The 19037-nt window shown below is 45.4% G+C and carries 18 protein-coding genes; 4 read left to right on the plus strand and 14 right to left on the minus strand.

Going from position 1 to position 19037, the window contains the following annotated elements:
- Window positions 1-2: 2 nt before the first annotated feature.
- The 3 genes from K0O23_RS04265 to K0O23_RS04275 form a co-directional block, all read right to left on the minus strand.
- Window positions 3-716 (minus strand): head GIN domain-containing protein, encoded by a 714-nt coding sequence (locus K0O23_RS04265; RefSeq protein ID WP_219876149.1) that lies wholly within the window; start codon window positions 714-716, stop codon window positions 3-5.
- Window positions 717-899: 183 nt separating this feature from the next.
- Window positions 900-1277, minus strand: a complete 378-nt coding sequence (locus tag K0O23_RS04270; protein ID WP_219876150.1) for a magnesium citrate secondary transporter — start codon at window positions 1275-1277, stop codon at window positions 900-902.
- A gap of 34 nt (window positions 1278-1311) precedes the next feature.
- Complete coding sequence (locus K0O23_RS04275) at window positions 1312-1509, minus strand: zinc-ribbon domain-containing protein (RefSeq protein ID WP_219876151.1); 198 nt, start codon at window positions 1507-1509, stop codon at window positions 1312-1314.
- Between the two features lie 273 nt (window positions 1510-1782).
- Here K0O23_RS04275 and K0O23_RS04280 point away from each other — a divergent pair, with 273 nt between their 5' ends.
- The 3 genes from K0O23_RS04280 to K0O23_RS04290 all read left to right on the plus strand — a co-directional run bounded on the left by K0O23_RS04280 (window position 1783) and on the right by K0O23_RS04290 (window position 5767).
- Complete coding sequence (locus tag K0O23_RS04280; protein ID WP_219876152.1) at window positions 1783-2592, plus strand: N-formylglutamate amidohydrolase; 810 nt, start codon at window positions 1783-1785, stop codon at window positions 2590-2592.
- Window positions 2593-2835: 243 nt separating this feature from the next.
- Entirely contained in the window at window positions 2836-4677 is a 1842-nt protein-coding gene (locus K0O23_RS04285) for a flavohemoglobin expression-modulating QEGLA motif protein (RefSeq protein WP_219876153.1), read from the plus strand.
- 40 nt (window positions 4678-4717) lie between these two features.
- The gene (locus K0O23_RS04290; RefSeq protein WP_219876154.1) at window positions 4718-5767 is read left to right on the plus strand and encodes a glutathione synthetase; all 1050 of its coding nucleotides are present in this window, start codon (window positions 4718-4720) and stop codon (window positions 5765-5767) included.
- Window positions 5768-6426: 659 nt separating this feature from the next.
- On the opposite strand, the gene K0O23_RS04295 is transcribed toward K0O23_RS04290, so the two are convergent.
- From K0O23_RS04295 to K0O23_RS04310, 4 genes are all read right to left on the minus strand, one after another.
- A complete protein-coding gene (locus K0O23_RS04295) occupies window positions 6427-6888 on the minus strand; it encodes a hypothetical protein (protein WP_219876155.1) in 462 nt (153 codons plus the stop codon).
- A 21-nt stretch (window positions 6889-6909) separates the two neighbouring features.
- Complete coding sequence (locus K0O23_RS04300) at window positions 6910-7422, minus strand: hypothetical protein (RefSeq protein WP_219876156.1); 513 nt, start codon at window positions 7420-7422, stop codon at window positions 6910-6912.
- A 19-nt stretch (window positions 7423-7441) separates the two neighbouring features.
- Window positions 7442-8212 (minus strand): energy transducer TonB, encoded by a 771-nt coding sequence (locus K0O23_RS04305; RefSeq protein ID WP_219876157.1) that lies wholly within the window; start codon window positions 8210-8212, stop codon window positions 7442-7444.
- 108 nt (window positions 8213-8320) lie between these two features.
- Entirely contained in the window at window positions 8321-9145 is an 825-nt protein-coding gene (locus K0O23_RS04310; protein ID WP_219876158.1) for an energy transducer TonB, read from the minus strand.
- A gap of 144 nt (window positions 9146-9289) precedes the next feature.
- Here K0O23_RS04310 and K0O23_RS04315 point away from each other — a divergent pair, with 144 nt between their 5' ends.
- Window positions 9290-11143 (plus strand): ABC transporter ATP-binding protein, encoded by a 1854-nt coding sequence (locus K0O23_RS04315; RefSeq protein ID WP_219876159.1) that lies wholly within the window; start codon window positions 9290-9292, stop codon window positions 11141-11143.
- A 12-nt stretch (window positions 11144-11155) separates the two neighbouring features.
- Here K0O23_RS04315 and K0O23_RS04320 read toward each other — a convergent pair whose 3' ends face one another.
- From K0O23_RS04320 to rnr, 7 genes are all read right to left on the minus strand, one after another.
- Window positions 11156-11860, minus strand: coding sequence for a DUF2490 domain-containing protein (locus K0O23_RS04320; protein WP_219876160.1), 705 nt, complete (start codon window positions 11858-11860; stop codon window positions 11156-11158).
- 122 nt (window positions 11861-11982) lie between these two features.
- On the minus strand, window positions 11983-13761 hold the full coding sequence (locus K0O23_RS04325; protein WP_219876161.1) for an SLC13 family permease: 1779 nt from the start codon (window positions 13759-13761) through the stop codon (window positions 11983-11985).
- Between the two features lie 165 nt (window positions 13762-13926).
- On the minus strand, window positions 13927-14370 hold the full coding sequence (locus K0O23_RS04330; protein WP_219876162.1) for a hypothetical protein: 444 nt from the start codon (window positions 14368-14370) through the stop codon (window positions 13927-13929).
- 81 nt (window positions 14371-14451) lie between these two features.
- Window positions 14452-14934, minus strand: a complete 483-nt coding sequence (locus K0O23_RS04335) for a fasciclin domain-containing protein (RefSeq protein ID WP_219876163.1) — start codon at window positions 14932-14934, stop codon at window positions 14452-14454.
- A gap of 83 nt (window positions 14935-15017) precedes the next feature.
- Window positions 15018-15641: a rhomboid family intramembrane serine protease gene (locus K0O23_RS04340; protein WP_219876164.1), complete on the minus strand. Its 624-nt coding sequence runs from the start codon at window positions 15639-15641 to the stop codon at window positions 15018-15020.
- 112 nt (window positions 15642-15753) lie between these two features.
- Window positions 15754-16728, minus strand: coding sequence for a polyprenyl synthetase family protein (locus tag K0O23_RS04345; RefSeq protein WP_219876165.1), 975 nt, complete (start codon window positions 16726-16728; stop codon window positions 15754-15756).
- A 7-nt stretch (window positions 16729-16735) separates the two neighbouring features.
- A complete protein-coding gene (rnr, locus tag K0O23_RS04350) occupies window positions 16736-18997 on the minus strand; it encodes a ribonuclease R (protein WP_219876166.1) in 2262 nt (753 codons plus the stop codon).
- Between the last annotated feature and the right edge of the window lie 40 nt (window positions 18998-19037).

Raw genomic sequence — 19037 nt, forward strand, 5'->3', positions numbered from 1 at the left:
CTTTACAATCTCGAAATCCTAGCCGCTGCAGAAGTTTCTGAAGTTATACTTGGCGTGCCTTTGTAATATACCGCCGAAGCGCCGGAGGCATCTATATGCAGCGTTTTATCAGCGTGCACTTTAACCTTGCTCGCGCCGCTGGCTCCTATTTTTACATCATTTGCTGCCAACTCTGAGGCATCTACCTGCGATGCGCCGGACATTTCCATTGTCAGGTTATCAGTTTTTCCTTTAAGTTCTACTTTGCTGGCCCCGCTCATATCAGCCTTAATCTGCTTTGCCTCTACAGCTAACATAACTTTAGAGCCTCCGCTCATATCCAGCGTCATGGCATTGGTTTTAAAGGTTGATTTGCCTACTACTTTCACACCACCGCTAATGTCTATTTTATTCAACTCCTTAACGGTTATATAGGCCTTCATACCTTTTGAAGTACTAAGGCTTTTATCATTATAAATGCGGAGCACGCCGTTTCTAACTTCAGTTTTAATATTGTCGAGCAGGTTCTCCTCTGCTTCCAGTCGCACGCCCTCGTTGCTGCCCTGCGTTATCTCTACCGAAAAACCTCCACTTACATCAATGCCGGTAAAGCCAGCTGCTTTTCTGTCCTGGGTTTGCATGTTGCCATTGCCTCTTAGTTGCTGGGCTAGTAACGGCTGGCTAACCAGCATAAGCATTAGGGTTAGGGATGTTGCGTAAAATTTCAGGATGTTCATAGTAAAAGTATTTTATTTGCATGGTTAGTTTGATAAGCTCTTTTCAGACTGCTTTCGAACTAAAGATGCGCGGTTTTACCAAAGGTTGCTTTAACCTCTTAAAATTTCTGAAGCGAAAATTGTAATTAACTTACAGGCTGTAATTGGCAAGTCTGTTTTAAAAGAAGCAATACCAGGAGAAAATTACTTTACCGCCTCTATACTTTGGGCCGGCATGCTCCGGTTTATATTTTTATGGAAGATAAGTGCCCCTACCACATAAGCTACAATATCCCAGGCATCAGCAGTATACTTGGCTGCAAGTAATGGTAATATCCCTTCGAACACAATACTGAACAGCAGTACCGAGACCACGATATAATGCCTGGGCAATACAAAGTATGGATTCCGGAAGTATAAACGTTCTGCCGCAAGTATAAGCGTTAGTATAACTGGCATGCAAAGCAGGTCGTCGAGGTGCGTGTGCAGCGGCCATATGTAAATATGCAGTAACTCTAACACCTGATTCAGGCAAAACAGTAGCAAACTGGCCAGAAATATTGGGTGCCTGAGTGTCTTCATACTTAATACACGGGTATGTTTATCAGCGCATTACCTACACCGCCACCAAACCAATCATCAGCATAATACTGCCCAGTATAAGCAGAAAGATTTCCGTGGGAGTCAGGGTTTTATACCAGGCACGCTTTTCTACGGGAGCCAATGGTTCGCCACAAGCAGGGCATTGCGTTGCTGCTTCTGGTACTGTTGCACCACAGGCCGGGCATATTTTAGTCTGTTCTGTTCTAGGCAAAATCGCTGGTATTTTAATTTATACTACGGACCAATTGCTTTTGGGTATCAATTAAATACGCTGTACATCTCTCCCGCACTTAATAATGCTGGTTACTTGCGTGTTTAGCCTTCTGCTGTTTTGGTGTGCTAGTTCCTTTTATTCTACATACCGACCAACTGACGTAAACAAAAATATCCAAGTCTTATACATGTGCAAAATAAATTCAGCAAACATGCCTTACGATAACCTTCAAGGCCTGAAAAAGGTACATCCTAAGCAAATATTACAGCTATGATACACACCAAAGTAGATACAGCATACTATACCATTAAGCGTGGCGATAGCCCATTAATTGCCACAGCCATTCATAGTGGACACGAGGTACGCCACAACATCAGTAACCTGTTTGCACTGGCCGCTGAGGAGCGCCTGCGCGAAGAAGATCCTTATACAGACCAATGGGTAGAGATAACCGATAACCAGCTAATAGGCCACAACTCCCGCTTTGAACTGGACCTGAATCGGCCCCGTAACAAAGCCATTTATCGAAAACCAGAAGATGCCTGGGGCCTGAATGTATGGAAAGGAGAACTGGCCCATGAGTTCGCAGAAGAGTCGCTGGCCCATTACGACAGGTTTTATGCCGATGTAAAGCAGTTTTTAACAGAGATTCAGAAGCGACACGGTTGTTTTGTTGTGTATGATATGCACAGTTATAACCATAAGCGCGAAGGCGCCAACGGCCCAGAGGCAGACCCGCAACAGAACCCGGAGGTAAACATTGGCACCGGCAACATGAACCGGCAAAAATGGGCTCCTGTGGTAGATGCCTTTACCAAGTCGCTGCAGAGTTATGATTATCATGGCCGCCACCTGGATGTGCGTGAGAACGTAAAGTTTGAGGGCGGGCACTTTATGCGCTGGATACACGACAACTTCGGCGACAGCGCCTGCGTGATGAGCATCGAGTTTAAAAAATTCTTTATGGACGAATGGACCGGACAACCTGACCATACCCAAGTACAAGAAATAAAAAAAGCTCTGGAACAAACTACTAAACCTGTATTAACTGCCATGCACGAAGTATGCGGTGTGCTGTAGTTTGATTGTTAATTGCTGATTGTTAATTGTTTAATGGTTATTGAAAATGTAGAGACGCAATACTTTGCGTCTGGCTATGAAACAGCATACTCCCATTACACGGACAACAGCCATTGTCATGAAATAGCAGTTTAGTTTCCTTAGTTGCGTGACAGTTAAAAAGGCATGAGCAGCAAGCTTGCGCCAGCGGTGTGGGTCCATACTTCATCAAAGTATAAATCTGCACCTGAACCATAAATAGCCATGATCGAAAGTATAACCGACAGTTTTATCCGGAGAGTTACCAAAAGCCTGCAGCGCGGCAAACAGGTGCACCGGCGCCTGCCCGACGGCGGACTGGTGTACATAGACCGGCCCCTGCCCTTTCTTATACTTTTCCGGCATCCGGAAGGAGAACCCGACTACGCCACAGCTGATTTTGTAAAAGCCACTGCCTCATATATCATATCCAGCCACGAGTGCAACCATCAGGTAAGGCCGCTGGTGCAAAGTATAGCCAAAGCTATGGCCGATGAGTTCGGCGCCTTTTTAATAATTGAGCTAATGGCCTCACACGAAAAAGAGGCTCCCATGTTTAACATACTCGGCCCCGAAAAGCAGCTGCCGGCTACTGTAAAAGTGCTAAAGGATGAACTGGAGAGTATTAAAGTAAGTGGGATTCATAGTTCTGTAAAAACTGTATCTAACGAAAAGTTGTTGCAGGAGCCTCTCTGCCTTATGCCTGAGGATGAACTGAAAAAGCATGCTGTGCTTATACTTGGCATTGAACTGAAACCGGTTTACAAAAACGCTTTAACCGGCGCTATTTACCCACTCTTGCAACGCACGCTACGCCAGAAGATAGCAGACGCAATTAAAAAGACGGCTTTTGATTTTATGCAGGTGCAGGGCACCCAGAAACCGGTGCATTTCCAGGCGCTGGGCAGGCGAGCCGTAAACCGTGTGGTTTGGCGCATCGATAAACAGCTGACAAGTATAAGCGATCAGTTCCGGTTTCTGCTATTGGTAACGCCGGTAAACAATAACGAGGCGTGGGAGGAATTTAAAAAAAGTAAGTACGAAAAAGCGCCTACCTTTCATTACCGCTTAATGCCCGTAGATACCGACAAGCTAAAGCGCGAACTTTACAATATCTCCATCGAGAAAGTAGACGACCCTACGCTGGCCTACCTGTTCCGGGACAAACGCCATGAACTCGATAAAATGATCACCATGTTGTCGGACCGTGGCAAGCCTGATTTTCTGTACAGCAGCATGCAATTGTACGGTGGCGTGGATAGCCAGCTTTTGAAAGTGGCAGAAGGTATACTAGCCGCCATACCCGAACCTACCCGCGACCCGGATGCCGAGCTTATACCTGTGCCAGAATTTGCTGCCCTGGCCGAGCAGGAAATAGCTTACCTCAAGCAACAGCATCCCGGAGTAAACTCAGGCGTTGATGTACGCGATGATATTATTGGCCTGATCGTGTCGGAAGGAAGGCTGAATGTGGGTACAGATGCTAAAATACCGCGCAGCAGGGCACAGGCATTAATACAACATGAGGTAGGCACGCACATACTCACGTACTTTAACGGAAAGGCGCAACCCCTGCAACAGCTATACATTGGCAGCCCCGGCTACGAAGAGCTACAGGAAGGTATGGCTGTTCTTAGCGAGTGGCTGGTGGGCGGCCTGGACCAGGACCGGATGCGCATACTGGCAGCGCGGGTAATTGCAGTGCACCACCTTACCAAGGGCAGTACCTTTTCAGAGAATTTCTGGCGACTGAAGGACAAGTATAACTTTACTCATGAAACTGCCTGGGACGTGACCATGCGCGTGCACCGCGGCGGCGGCCTAACAAAAGATGCTGTGTACCTGCGCGGCCTGGTGCACCTGCTCGATTACCTGAAGCAAGGGCATGAATTGGAGCCGCTGCTTATCGGCAAGATAAGGCAGGACTACATACCCATTGTTCAGGAACTGATTTACCGTAAAGTGCTGCGCCCAGTGCCCTTAAAGCCCCGCTATTTGCAGGACGACAGCATCAAACCAAAGCTGGAACAACTAAAAACCGGTATTTCAGTATTTAACTTACTATAATCTTCCAGCCACATCATCCAACAACATATAAAGCACCCACATGACAGTAGGATTTGTAGTAAACAACATAGAAACTGAAAAGGCAGTTTATACCACCATATTCTTAGCTCAGCGCCTGCACAATGCCGGCCACACCGTTTACCTGATGGGCGTAGGCGATTTGGCTTATTACCCCGATGGTTATATGGGCGCCAATGCCTTATGCGCAGACCAAAATCACAAGTATAAATCTCCATCCACATATATCGATTACATACACAGCGACAAGGCCCAAAGAGTTAAAGTAACAGCGCGTGAACTTGATGTGCTGATGCTACGAAATGACCCGTCGTCGGAGCCGGAAGGACGATCCTGGGCACAGAATGCCGGTATTATTTTCGGACAGCTGGCGATGCGCCATGGTGTTATTGTGCTCAACGACCCTACCTCGCTATCAGATGCGGTGAACAAGATGTACTTCCAGCACTTTCCGGAGGCAGTAAGGCCGCGTACCCTCATTACCCGCGACAAAGAAGAGATTAAGCAGTTCTTTAACGAGCAGAAAAATAATATTATACTTAAGCCACTACAGGGCTCAGGCGGCTCAGGTGTGTTTATGGTAAAGAAGAAAGACTCTACCAACCTGAACCAGATTGTGGAGGCCATTAGCCGCGATGGGTACGTAATAGCACAGGAATACCTGCCAGAGGCTACAGAAGGTGATGTACGCTTGTTTGTGATGAACGGCGAGGCATTGCAGCATAAAGGGAAATACTGCGCCATACGCCGCGTAAACAGCGCCGACGACATCCGCAGCAATATACATGCCGGCGGCTCGGCGGTTGCCGCCAAAGTAGACCAGCGCATGCTGGACCTGGTAGAACTTGTGAAGCCGAAACTGATACAGGACGGTATGTTCTTAGTTGGGTTGGATATTGTGGGCAATAAGCTGATGGAAATAAACGTTTTTAGCCCCGGTGCTTTGCCAACAGCCAGCGAACTGGAAGGCGTTGATTTTTCGGAGCCTGTTATTGCGGCACTGGAACGCAAGATGCATTACAAAAAAACCTACGGCACCCAGATCGATAATAAGACTGTAGCCATGATCTAAGATCTCGATTTTTTTACATAAATAGAAAAGGCTGAAGTCTGCAGGAACCACCTGTAAGCTTCAGCCTTTTCTGTTTCATACTAAATTACCCTGATAACACATGACGTTTTTATATCAAGCCTGTGTTATGTTCCAGATTTATACTTTTTAACCGGATTCAGTCAAAAAAAATTAAAAAAAATTTATTTTTTATCTTACTGATTTACAGCTGGTTGTATTTTAAAAATAGGATTCCCAGAAATTTTTTAAAAAAATTTCACGGCTTTGTTTGCAAGAAGAAAACAAACTCCTAATTTTGCACCCGAATTGAGAGGGACGGTATTACGGAAAGCTAATATATAGACAAGTTTTCAGACTTGCAAGTATTAGATAAACTTTTTTCTGCGTCCAGATTATTTACACTGCGAAAAGGCTTGCTTAAAGTATACTTTAGAGGCTGCAGTTACAGGTTAGAAGTTAATATTACTAAAGATAAGGTTAGTTAAAGTTTAGATTAGTTTAGTTTGTTTTAAGGTGAGAAAAAGCCCCGTCGTCTTCGGCAGGGCTTTTCTCGTTAATATAGAGGGGTATACCTCTCAAAAATTTTAAGTTAGACATATAGCAGCAGCGCCCGACCTTTGGCCGGGCGCTGCTGCTTTGTATACTTTATACTTTAGTTTCTACTGAATCTTACCCATGATCAGCAACCAGAAAACAATAATAGCGATGGGTATAGCCGAGAAAATTACTTTAGCAACCGGGCCCGGAGTTGTTGTGCCTGTTAGCCAGGGGCCCCGGCTGAGTACATAGCGCATACTTGTAATAAAGGTGGCCAGTAAAAAGAACAGCAGCACACCCTGCGTAATTATCAGCACACCACTCAGAAAAGCATCATAAGCCAGCACTTTTCGGCCTGCATCTATGGCCCAGGGTACAATGGCGAGCACACACAGCAGAGCCATTATGGCACCAATCCGCTCCAGGTAAAACTTTAGCCACGAAACTATACTAAAAAGTACGATGCCGCTAACAAGAGCTACAGTAGAGTAAATGGTAGGATTTATCCCCATATAGCCTCTGTAAATCAATATCACGAGGGCATGCGCAAAGCCTGTCAGGAAGTACAGTAAATAACGGGTCATACTTTTAGTACTGCAATCCGACTATTTCAGATACTTTTTAGGGAGCGGATGCTTTACATTTTCAGGTGTAAACAGCAGGCTGGCAATCCACCAGCGGCCTTTGTCGAACACCAACTGATACGTATTTATGCCCCGATCCTCTACTTTGCCATCTTTGCCGTAACGCGTTTCATACGCCTGGAAAGCGGTGGCGATGTTACCGAACTGCTCAACTTTCAGGCTGATTTGGTTTTCATAAAATCCCATTTTAGCATAGGCTGGCCCATTCTTGTCCGCAAAATTCTCTACAGTAGTAATGCGCACAAAACTGCTGTCGCCTTTAAAAAATACGCCGCCCATCTGGGCACCAGGCAAAAACAGGGCTTTAAACTTTTCCATATCACGTGGCTGGTCTTTGGGCCCTGATATAATTTTTAGTCCTGCGTTAACAATGGCCTCTACGGTAGCTACATCGGCCTGCGGCACAGTGGTTTGGGCAAGCGAAGTATAGGCCAACGTGCAGCCTAAAATTAATGTAAACAGCAATTTTTTCATAGTTAGATTGTTATTAGTTCTATCTTATTGTAAACCTAACTGGCAGCGTGTATAGCACATCTATCTTTTCTCCTTCAAAAGTACCTGGTTTCCAGCCAGACATTTTACTTACTACACGCAGGGCTTCGTTATCCAGGTCTCTGCTTATGCTATTGACTACCCGCAGTTTGCTTATACCACCGTGTTTGTTTACAACAAAATTTATCACCACCACACCGCTTTCTCCGTTGCGCTGGCTGGAGACAGGATAGCGAACATTTTGCGCCAGGTACTGTAACATGGCCCGTTCACCGCCCCGAAACTCAGGCATCTCACGATAAGGTACAAAGGCTACTTCAGAACCATCCTCTGCGTAACATTTGCCATACTGCTGCTCTCCCTCTTTATACCGTTCCTTCCGTTTTAGCTTCCCGGTTTTATAATATGCCTTAAACTCTCCGTCTAACTTGCCTTGTTTGTAACCAATGCTGTGCCTTAAACTGTCGTTGTCATGCCACTCCATGTCCAGGCCATGCAGCATCCCGTCCTGGTACGTCTGCACACCCTTTCTTTTACCGTTTGGGTAGTATGAGAGCAACTGCCCATGTATCTTTCGGGGATGGAATACAGAGGTATAATAGGCTCTCCTGAGTAACATTGCAGAGTCTGCGGAGGCTTTGTAAAGACTGATAGTCCCATTTAAGGCCTCATTATTTTCACGCTCTATCAGTTCTACAAACTTTGCCGCTTCTTTGCTATCTACCTGCACCATGTCTTCGTCGTAGTACAGCACGTGTTTTACCTGTGCCATAGTTGGCAAGTATAACAGAAAGCAAAAGGCAAATAAGGGTAATTTAAGTTTGATCATAATGTTAGGCTTGTTAAGGATGATGCTATTTCAGCACCCTGGGTTTTCTTATTAATTTATTGTAAACCTGATAGGTAAAGTATAGCGCACAGGCACTGGTTCTCCTTCCAGCAATCCTGGCTTCCAGACAGGCATGGTTTTTATAACTCGTAATGCCTCTGCATCTGCGTCCGGATGTAGATTCTTTAAAACGGTGTGCTCACCTAGGTTGCCATTGGTATCAACATCAAAAACAATTACTACAAGCCCTTGGACTTTTGCTTTGCGGGTAGCTTTGGGATATTTAATGTTACTGGACAGGTGCCTTAACATGGCATCTTCCCCGCCTGGAAAAACCGGGAACTGATATCTCGGGAAATAGGCCTTCTCCTGGCCAGATTCATTGTATACTTTCCCGGAAACCATTTCGCCTTTATTGTAGATTTCTCTTCGCCGCACAGTGCCTGTTTCGAAGTATGCAATCAATGTGTCTTGCAATTCTCCTTTTACATACTTCTCGCTCAGGCATAATTTACCGCTCTCATACCAAACTTGTGAAATACCCGATAGGTCTCCGTTGCTATAGTTTTGTTGCGTTTTTAGAGTCCCACTTCGGTGCCACTCCGTGTGTGGGCCATCTAAAATTCCGGTTTTGTGCTCGCCGCCTTTAAGGTTGCTATAAGTGTGTTGACTTACTTTTGAGCTATCCGCCATAAGGTAGCGGGTTCGGCTGCCGCTGCCATCCGGATTCTCTATAACTTCTTCAAAATACAAAGCCTCAGGTGCAGGTACAGAGCGGCTATACTTATCAACAAAATTAATCTTACCCTGGGCCGTTGCCATGTTGTAAACAAACAATATAAGAGCTGTAAACAGGTATGCGTAAAGTGTTTTCATCCTCTAAAATTACATAAGTGGCTGAAACAATCTATATCTGTACTTTATTTTCCGGCTTTACTTATTAAAAACAAGCAAAGCATAATCCATACAAGCCGGTATAGGTATAGCCAAATCAACTGCAGCGGCGTTTAAAGTATAAGTATGCGTGAACAAAGTAAAGGAACAAGAGCAGCAACCCCGGCAAGCGGCGACAAGAAAAGCTTTAGAGAACAGATGGGAGCCCTTAAAAATCTGCCCAAGTTTTTCCGGCTGATCTGGGACACAAGCAAGAGCATGACCATTGGCAATCTGCTGCTGCGTTTAGTAAAGTCGTCGTTGCCGCTGGCTATGCTGTATATAGGCAAACTGATCATAGATGAAGTAATCAGGCTGATAGCTATTACCGGTGAGCGTGACCTTAACTACCTTTGGATACTGGTGGCAGTCGAACTGGGCCTTGCTATACTTTCAGATATCATTAACCGCGGCATTACGCTACTCGATAGCCTGCTAGGAGACCTTTTCTCTAACCGCACCTCTGTAGCTTTAATAGAACATGCCGCCACCCTGGACCTGGCGCAGTTCGAGGATGCTACTTTTTACGATAAGCTGGAGCGGGCACGGCGGCAAACGGTGTCGAGGGTGGTGCTGATGTCGCAGGTGCTGTCGCAACTGCAGGATATGGTGACGATAGGCTTTCTGGCAGTTGGATTGATCGCTTTTAACCCCTGGCTTATACTTATACTTTTAGTGGCTGTAATCCCGTCTTTCCTGGGCGAGACGCATTTTAACGAACGGTCCTACTCCCTATCCCGGTCCTGGACCCCGGAGCGCCGCGAACTGGATTACCTGCGTTACATAGGCGCCTCCGACGAAACAGCCAAAGAGATCAAAACCTTTAACCTGTCGGGTTTCCTGTCTAGCCGGTTTAAGCTGCTATCTGACCGTTATTATAATCTGAACAAAAGCATTACACTCAAGAGGGCTGTGTGGGGAAGTATACTTTCTTCGCTTGGCGCACTGGCATACTACGGCGCTTATGTATTTATACTTTTCCAGACGGTGGCCGGTGTAATAACGGTTGGTACGCTTACTTTTTTGGCCGGTTCTTTTAACAGCATGCGCGGTCTTTTGCAAGGCATTATGACGCGTTTCTCACAGATTGCGGAGAGTGCTTTATACTTGCAGGACCTGTTTGATTTTCTGGAACTGCGGCCACAGATAACACCCCCAACCAATCCCCTAACAATTCCACGGCCTATACAACAGGGTTTTACCTTTGAGGATGTCGGTTTTAAGTACCATAACAGCGAAAGATGGGCCGTACGGCATTTATCTTTTCATTTAAGAGCTGGCGAAAAACTGGCTTTGGTAGGTGAGAATGGTGCAGGCAAAACCACACTGGTTAAACTGCTGGCAAGGCTTTACGAACCCACCGAAGGCCGTATACTTTTAGATGGAAAAGATTTACGTGAGTATGATTTAAATGATTTGCGCCACCAGGTAGGCATTATTTTCCAGGACTACGTGCGTTTCCAGATGACGGCTTCGGACAATATTGCCATTGGCCAGATCAGCAATATACAAGACCATGATCGTATCCAGAGCTCAGCTTATAAAAGCCTTGCCGACCCTGTAATACAACGCCTCCCCGACAAGTATGAGCAGGTGTTAGGCAAACGCTTTAACAAAGGTGTGGAACTATCAGGGGGCGAGTGGCAGAAAGTTGCCCTGGCCCGCGCCTACATGCGAGATGCCCAACTGCTTATACTCGACGAGCCAACCTCTGCCCTGGATGCACGCGCCGAGCATGAGGTATTTGTTCGTTTCTCTGAGCTTATAGAGGGCAAAACCGCTGTGCTTATCTCTCACCGCTTCTCTACTGTTCGTATGGCTGATAGAATCCTGTTCCTGGAGCAGGGGCAGCTAAAAGAACTGGGTTCGCATGAAGAGCTGCTGGCACAGAACGGAAAGTATGCAGAATTGTTTAAGTTGCAAGCCAGAGGATATTTGTAGGATATAACTTTGCTAATTATCTTCGTTCTTTTTACTCTTAACACTTATGTTATGAGTTACTACCAGCCGCACAATGTCTCTGTCGTAGTACTCAAATCCTGAGGCTCTCTGTTGAAACCATTTTAAGTATCCTGCTTCAACTGTTACCTGTTGGTTTAAAGTATAATTTAGTCCACCGTAGATTCTGTTTTGGTCAAAGCTGTTGTTAGCTATTCTTTTGCCAGCATTAAACATTATCTCATCGTTTATCTTCAGTTTTAAAGGTTGTTGCTTGATGTTGGCCACCGGGAGCTCTAACCCAATGCGGTACCTGAAGCGGTAGTTTGAATTATAACCTTTGGTAAGTTCCTCGTTTACTACATTCCTGAAAAACCGTTTTTCTGCCCTGTAGCGGTGGGTAATGGTGAGTTTGTGAATTTGCTGCCTATAGTCGAGTTGAAGATGAGGCCTCAGTTCTGGCACAACCAATGTTTCTGTGGCCTTTGGGTTTTGCGGGCTCTGCAGAAAATACGCCAAGCCTGCTGCTACACTCCAACTCGCTCCTAAAGTATATTTTAACTGGCTTCTAACTAAAAACTGGTGTTGTTTATCAGGGTTAAAGTACCTTCTCTCCTCAATTTCAGAATTAACAGACCATCCGCTATGCCATTCTACTGTGTTGTGGTATCCAAGCCAGATTAGCTGCTGATGTGTTACCTGCTTATTTTGAGCAAGCAAAGAAGGTGCAGCTATGAGTAAGCTAACTAGCAAGCATATCACACGAGTTATCATACCATCTTCTAAAATACCCCTACTCATTTATCATAAATTGATGATTCCTTCCTCCACGTGGAACACTTCTAAAATGGGAAGAAAAATGGAATGATAAGCGAGGCCAAAATCCAGAAGAGAATGTTTAACGGGGTACCAACTTTAAGGTAATCGGAAAAGCGGTAGTTGCCCGGGCCGTAGATCATAGTGTTAGTCTGATAGCCCATAGGCGTCATAAAGCTAAGGGAGGCAGCATAGGCTACAGCCATAATAAATGGTTTAGTGCTCACTCCTAGTTCCTGTGCCGTTACAATGGCAATAGGTGCCAGTAAAGCAGCTGTTGCGTTGTTCGACATAAAGTTTGTAGACATGAACGTGATAAAGAAGATCACAGAAAGAAGTGCATGTGGTCCATACTCTCCTACTCCATAGATCAGGTAATCGGCTAATAATTTAGCCGCGCCTGTTTTCTCCAGCGCTGCACCCATCGAGAGTACCCCAGCCAACATAAAGATCACTTTCCAATCAATGGCCTTATATACTTCATCTACCCGGATACATTTAAAAAGTATAAGCAGTACAACACCAGTAAGTGCACTAACAACAATAGAGGTTACCCCCATTGCCGCCGTAGCAACTACTAATACACTTATTATCATAACAGGTATAATCTTGCTGTAGTTATAATGGCTATGCTCCGTCTGGGAAATAAGCAGTAAGTCTTCGTTTTGCCTGAGTTTGGAGGACTGAAACTCATTGGCAGCTATTAGAAGCACATCGCCCGCAGATAGTTTTACATGGGTTAATTTTTCGTGCAGGATTTCGTTGCGGTGACGTATAGCCAGCACAGACGCTCCGTGGTTGTATGTCCTGAAATCAAGTTGCTTGAGCGACTTGCCTTCCAGATATGAGTTGGGAGGCACAATAGCCTCATAAAACTTGCTGTCGTTCAAGCGCAGATCCTGGTCTTTAAATTTGCGCTCCGACTTTAGTAGTATTCCTTTTTCCTCTTTCAGCAGTTTCAGTTTATCTACATTGCAGCGCACTTTAAGTATATCGTTGGCATGCAGAATAAGAGATGGAAATACCTGTATCTTTTCTTTCTGGCGTGTTACCTGCATTACTTCTATATCCAGGTCTTTTACCATGGTTGCCTGTGCCAGCGGCACCCCAACTGCTGCCGACTCAGGTAAAAGCACGATTTCGGTTACATAGTCGCCTAAATGAAAGGTTTCGGTCAGGTCTTTGTTTACTACCCTGCTTGGCAACAGGTGCCTGCCAATAAAAAACATATAAACTATACCTATCAGCAAGAACCACACCCCTGCCTTTGTAAACTCAAACATCTGCAGTGGTTCCTCTCCCTGTGTTTCGGCTATACCGCTAACTAATATATTAGTAGAGGTACCGATAAGGGTGCAAACGCCACCCATTAAGGCTCCAAATGATAAGGGAATCAGAAGTTTGGCAGGACTTACCTTAATGTCGTGGCTTACCTGTATCACAACAGGCATAAGTAGTGCCACTACAGCTGTATCGTTAATAAAAGCCGAAAGACTGCCTGCAATTAGCATTACCGAGAGCAGGCAGAGCAGATAGTTTTTACGGCCTATACGCGTTAGCCCTACACCCACACTGCTTAACGCCCCGGATTTAAAGATGGCTGAACTGATGACGAACATCGCGGCAACCGTTAAAGTAGCAGGGTTACTGAAACCTGCTATACCTTCAGCAGGTGTTAGCGTGCCGGTTACCATAAACAGCACCATTGTTAGAATAGCAACAGTATCAATAGATAATCGCTCAGTTACAAAAAGTATAACTGCGATCATGATAATACCCAATACTATGGCAATTTCATATGTCATAGGTGCAGTATCAGGCAATTGTAAGGGGTGCAAAAAACCTTACAGCGCTTGTATTAATATGATAAACAGCAGATTATATACTGTTATTTATATGCAGGCATACGTTTGTTTACCAGAAAAGCTATACTTTTTTATTCAATTACACAAATCTTATTTTCCCGAAACCTAGTTCAACCACTCTTCAGCTTCATGTAAAGAGCCAAAGCGTTTTAAGTTGATCTGACTGGTCTTTATCGTCTGCTCTATCTGAAAATTTGCAATTTTATCGGTAGGTTCAACATAGGCCCCGCAAGACAGGCCAGCATCAGAAATATTTTTTTGCAACTGGATATGCAGTGAATTAAGTTGTTGAGGATGTGTAACCATAGCAGACAGGTCTGCCAGTAATGTAAACCCTTTTTGCGTTATTGCCAGAGCTTTATTCAGATCTGAAAGTAAATCCGGAACTACATCTCCGTTCTTCCAGAATCCTAAAATAGTAAAGTAAATTCTGTTGGTTTCTGCATTAAACAGCAGTTCGTAACAGTCTGTTTTAGCAACAACTGTTATAGGCTTAAGGGTTGTATGTTGATTAGTCTGCGACATGTGGCTTTGTACTAATACGTGCATAAGCCAGTTATGCCTTACACTATGCAAAGTATAAATTGAACTATCAGTGATTAGTAAAGAAAGTATGGAAGTAGGATACTTTTAAAATTTAATTGAACTGGATAGCTTGTGAATAATGCCATTCTTTACTTCGGTGTTGGCAGCCACAATACGCGATCCGCTTACTAACGTATGGTCTTTTTTGCGGCATATCGTCACTTTGGTACCAGCCAGAGTTTCTATAGTGGCACCGTCCTTCAAATCATTCTCCAGATATCTACCTTTTAGTATATGCCCAGAAAGTATGGCACGTACACGCTGCGGCGGCTCATTTTTAAGGTTGTTCAAATCAGCGTCTGAGGGTACCAGAAAAGTATAAACAGCATCGCCGGATAAAGTAGGCGCCAATCCTGACTTGGCTATAAGCTCGCCTAATACAGGTTCAGTTTCTATCAGGTATTGCAACATAGAGGTGCGCTCCTGGGGCACAAATGCAAGCTGCCGTGCCTCAACCTGAAGCACAGCAAGGTAGAGTAAGGCTACTAAGGTAAATTTAAGAAGGGTATATCTATAAATGGCTTCCACGGGTACAAGTGCTTGTTATAGCACTGTATACGCAGCTAGCTTACCAATAGCCACATAACAAGGCATGTATTTACTATATAGCCCTAAAACATGCGCCAGCCAGCAATCTCTGAAAAGAAATTAGGCAATGCCTGCGGCACCAGGATAAGGCTAAGTACAAACCCGTAAACTGCACCGTAAAAGTGGGCATCGTGATTAATGTTATCTCCCATCTTTTTACCTGAGAAGTATGAATAGACAAGATATAGCACCCCAAGTATAAAGCCAGGTATACAAAGTATAGCGTAGAGGCAGATATCCTGTGTTGGGTAGAAAAGTATACTTGCAAAGACCACCGAGGCTACTCCACCAGAAGCACCCAGTGCACGGTAAGGCGGATCGTTGCGATGCTTGATAAATGTAGGAATATCCGAAACAATAATGCCACCAAGATACACCAGCAAGTATAAAAGTATACCTGTAGTTGGCCCAAATATCACCTGGAATGTCTGCTCTACTGCACCACCAAAAAAGTAGAACGTGAACATGTTAAAAAACAGGTGGGTATAATCAGCGTGCAGAAACCCGGAGGTTATAAAACGATACCACGAGTTATCGCGCTGTACAGCGTAGGGCTGAAAGATCCATTTATGCATCAGGCTATCGTTTTGCCAGGCGTAAAGCGAGATAGCAACTGTAATAACGATAAGTATAAGGGTAACGCTCATGGGAGAATTATGAATTACAAATTAATATTTATGAATGAGGACCACAGATTAAAGGGATTAGATGGATTAAACAAGATTAAGAAATCCTAAAAATCAATCCTAATCCCTTTAATCACCGGTCCCGTTCCATTAGCTGCAGGGCAAGGCCACGCAGGGTTGCTTTATTTTCTTCAGGCAGGGCAATGGTGTCTAAGTGGTGCAGGGCCTTCTGGAAGTATAGGTCAATGTGCTGCTCCGTTTGGTGCCGGATATTCAGTTGATCGTATACTCCGGTAATTGCCTGTACTTTTTCGGCTGCTATACTTTCGTCGGTTTTATCGCGCCAGCCAATAATGGTTTGGCGCTGCTGTTCGTTTGCCTCCTCTAGCGCCGTCAGCATCAGGAACGTTTTTTTGTCTGAAAGTATATCTCCTCCAACCTGTTTTCCAAACTTGTCTTTATCACCGTATACATCCAGCAAATCGTCGCGCAGCTGGAAAGCTATGCCTACGTTGTTACCAAATAGTCTCAGGTTTTCTGCATCTTCATCTGGTGCTCCCTGAAGTATGGCACCCAACTCCAGGCTAAAGCCTAGTAGTACGGCCGTTTTCAGCGTGATCATGTGGATATACTCCTGTATACTTACCTGCGTGCGGTTCTCAAAATTCATGTCCAGTTGCTGGCCTTCGCATACTTCGGCGGCGGTGCAGCTAAACATTTTGAGTACCCGCGCCAGCTTGTCCTGCTCAACGTTTAGTAACAGTTCGTAAGCACGCACCAACATCACATCGCCGCTAAGTATAGCCGTGTTGGCATTCCATTTTTCGTGCACGGTTTCCTGTCCGCGCCGCAATGGGGCCTTGTCCATAATGTCGTCGTGCATCAGTGTAAAGTTGTGGAAAACCTCTACTGCCGCTGCAGGCAAAAGTGCCTTCTCAATATCATTATCATACATTTTGGCCGACAGTAGCACCAGCAGCGGACGAATGCGCTTACCCCCCAGTGCCATAATGTACCGGATAGGTTCATATAGCTCTGGCGGGTTTTCGCCGTAGCGCAATGTTGATAAAGTATGATGGATCTTTTCTGAAAGGATGTTGATATCCACAGGGTGCTTAGTGTGTTTTTAGTGTTTTTACCAGTTCCAGATCGATAGTACGGTCAGCCAGGTTAGCGCTTTTTACTTCTACCAGCACCTCATCGCCAAACGATATAATGCGCTTGTTCTGGCGGCCGATGATGCGGTAGTTGTTTGCGTCCAGCTCATAGTAATCGTCGTTCAGGTCAGATAGACGCACCATGCCCTCGCACTTGTTCTCTTCGATCTCCACAAATATACCCCATTCTGTGACACCAGACACAATACCTTTGTATTCGTTGCCTATAGTGTCCTTCATAAACTCTACCTGCTTATACTTAATAGAGGCACGCTCGGCATCAGCGGCGCGTTTTTCCATCTCAGAAGAATGTTGGCAACGGGCTTCATACTCTTCTTTTTCAGGTGATTTCTCGCCGTCGAGGTAATGCTGCATCAGGCGGTGTGCCATCATATCGGGGTAGCGACGAATTGGTGAGGTAAAGTGCGAGTAATGCGCAAATGCTAGTCCAAAGTGACCTTCCGGCTCGGTGCTATACTTTGCCTTGGCCATGGTACGGATAGCCAGGTTCTGCAGTACACTCTGCTCCGGCTTGCCTTCAATCTCTTCGGTCAGGTTGTTAAGCTCTTTCGAAATATCGCCATCCGGATCTACAGCATAACCAAACTTGCGGGCAAACAACGAGAAAGTGCTTAGCTTATCCGGGTCAGGGGAGCCGTGGGTACGGTATACCATGGTCGGGCGCTTTTTACCCTTGCCCATGTTGTATACAAACTCGGCCACCTTTTTGTTAGCCAGCAGCATGAATTCTTCAATCAGCTTGTGGGCATCCTTGCGCTCTTTTACATAAACAGACAGCGGCTTTCCGTTCTCGTCTAGTTTAAACTTAACTTCAGTAGTCTCGAAACTGATGGCACCATTCTTAAAGCGCTTTTCCTGAAGCTTTTTAGCGATGCCGTTAAGGATGTTGATCTCTTCTGCAAAGTCGCCTTCGCCGGTTTCGATGCGTTCCTGAGCTTCTTCGTAAGCAAAGCGTCTGTCAGAATAAATTACGGTGCGGCCAAACCACTCATTGTAAAGTTTGCCGTTATCATCTAGCTCAAACACCGCCGAGAAAGTCAGCTTTTCTTCGTTTGGCCTGAGCGAGCAAAGGCCATTAGACAGGCGCTCCGGCAACATCGGGATGGTTCTATCCACAAGGTAAACCGAAGTAGCTCTGTGGAAAGCTTCTTTCTCCAGTATACTTCGTGGGTGCACATAATGCGTAACGTCTGCAATATGCACGCCTATTTCCCAGTTGCCATTCTCCAGCTTTTGTATTGACAGGGCATCGTCAAAGTCTTTGGCGTCTGCAGGGTCTATGGTAAAGGTGGTAATATCTCTGAAGTCGCGGCGTTTGGCAATCTCACTGGCTGTAATTTTATCTGAAATAGACTCAGCCTCTTCTTCCACTGTTTCCGGAAACTCGAATGGCAAGCCAAACTCAGCCATAATTGAATGGATCTCGGCTTCGTTCTCGCCGGCCGGGCCAAATACACGAATAACCTCACCGGTTGGGTTTTTACCCGGGTCTTTTGGCCACTCTACTATTTTAACCAATACTTTGTCGCCATGCTCTGCCTCATTCAGGCCACGCTCTCCAACAAAAATATCAAAGTATAGCTTCTTAAAATCGGGTACTACAAAACCGAAATTCTTAGAAAGCTGCATAATACCCACCACCTCAGTTCGGCTTCGCTCCAGTACTTCTACTACAATACCTTCGGCCCGGCCTCCCTGCATGGTTGGCAGCACTTCTACCTTCACCAGGTCACCGTCCATTGCATACTTCAGGTGCTCTCTGAATACACGCACATCTTCATCGGTCTCTTCCGACACAATGTAGGCATACTTGCTGTTAGCCAGGTCTACACGGCCTGTAATAATATTAACGCGCAGGTTCAGTTGGTATTTGTCGCCGTCAATCAGCAACAGCCTGTTTTCGCGTGTTAAGGTCTTTAAAATATCGGTAACTGTTTCTCGTCCTTTTTTATCAACTACGCCTAGTCTGCGGAAAATCTGGCGCATGGTAAACACCGTGTCAGGGCTGTTGGAAAAAGACTCCAGCACAATGCCCTTAGCTGATTTGCGCTCTCTTTCGCGGTTTTTTTCTTTTCTGGATGATTCTCCTCTTGCTGATGAGCCTCTGCTGCCTGATGAATCTCCTCTGCGGGAGTTGCCTCTGTCGCTGCGGCTATCTTTGTCTCTGCCGCCTCTTTTGCTACTGTCTTTACTTCTCATGTATCTTCGTCGATATGGGGGCAGCCAATACAGCCACCGC

Origin of the sequence: Pontibacter aydingkolensis, assembly GCF_019443125.1 — a bacterium.
Taxonomy (GTDB): domain Bacteria; phylum Bacteroidota; class Bacteroidia; order Cytophagales; family Hymenobacteraceae; genus Pontibacter; species Pontibacter aydingkolensis.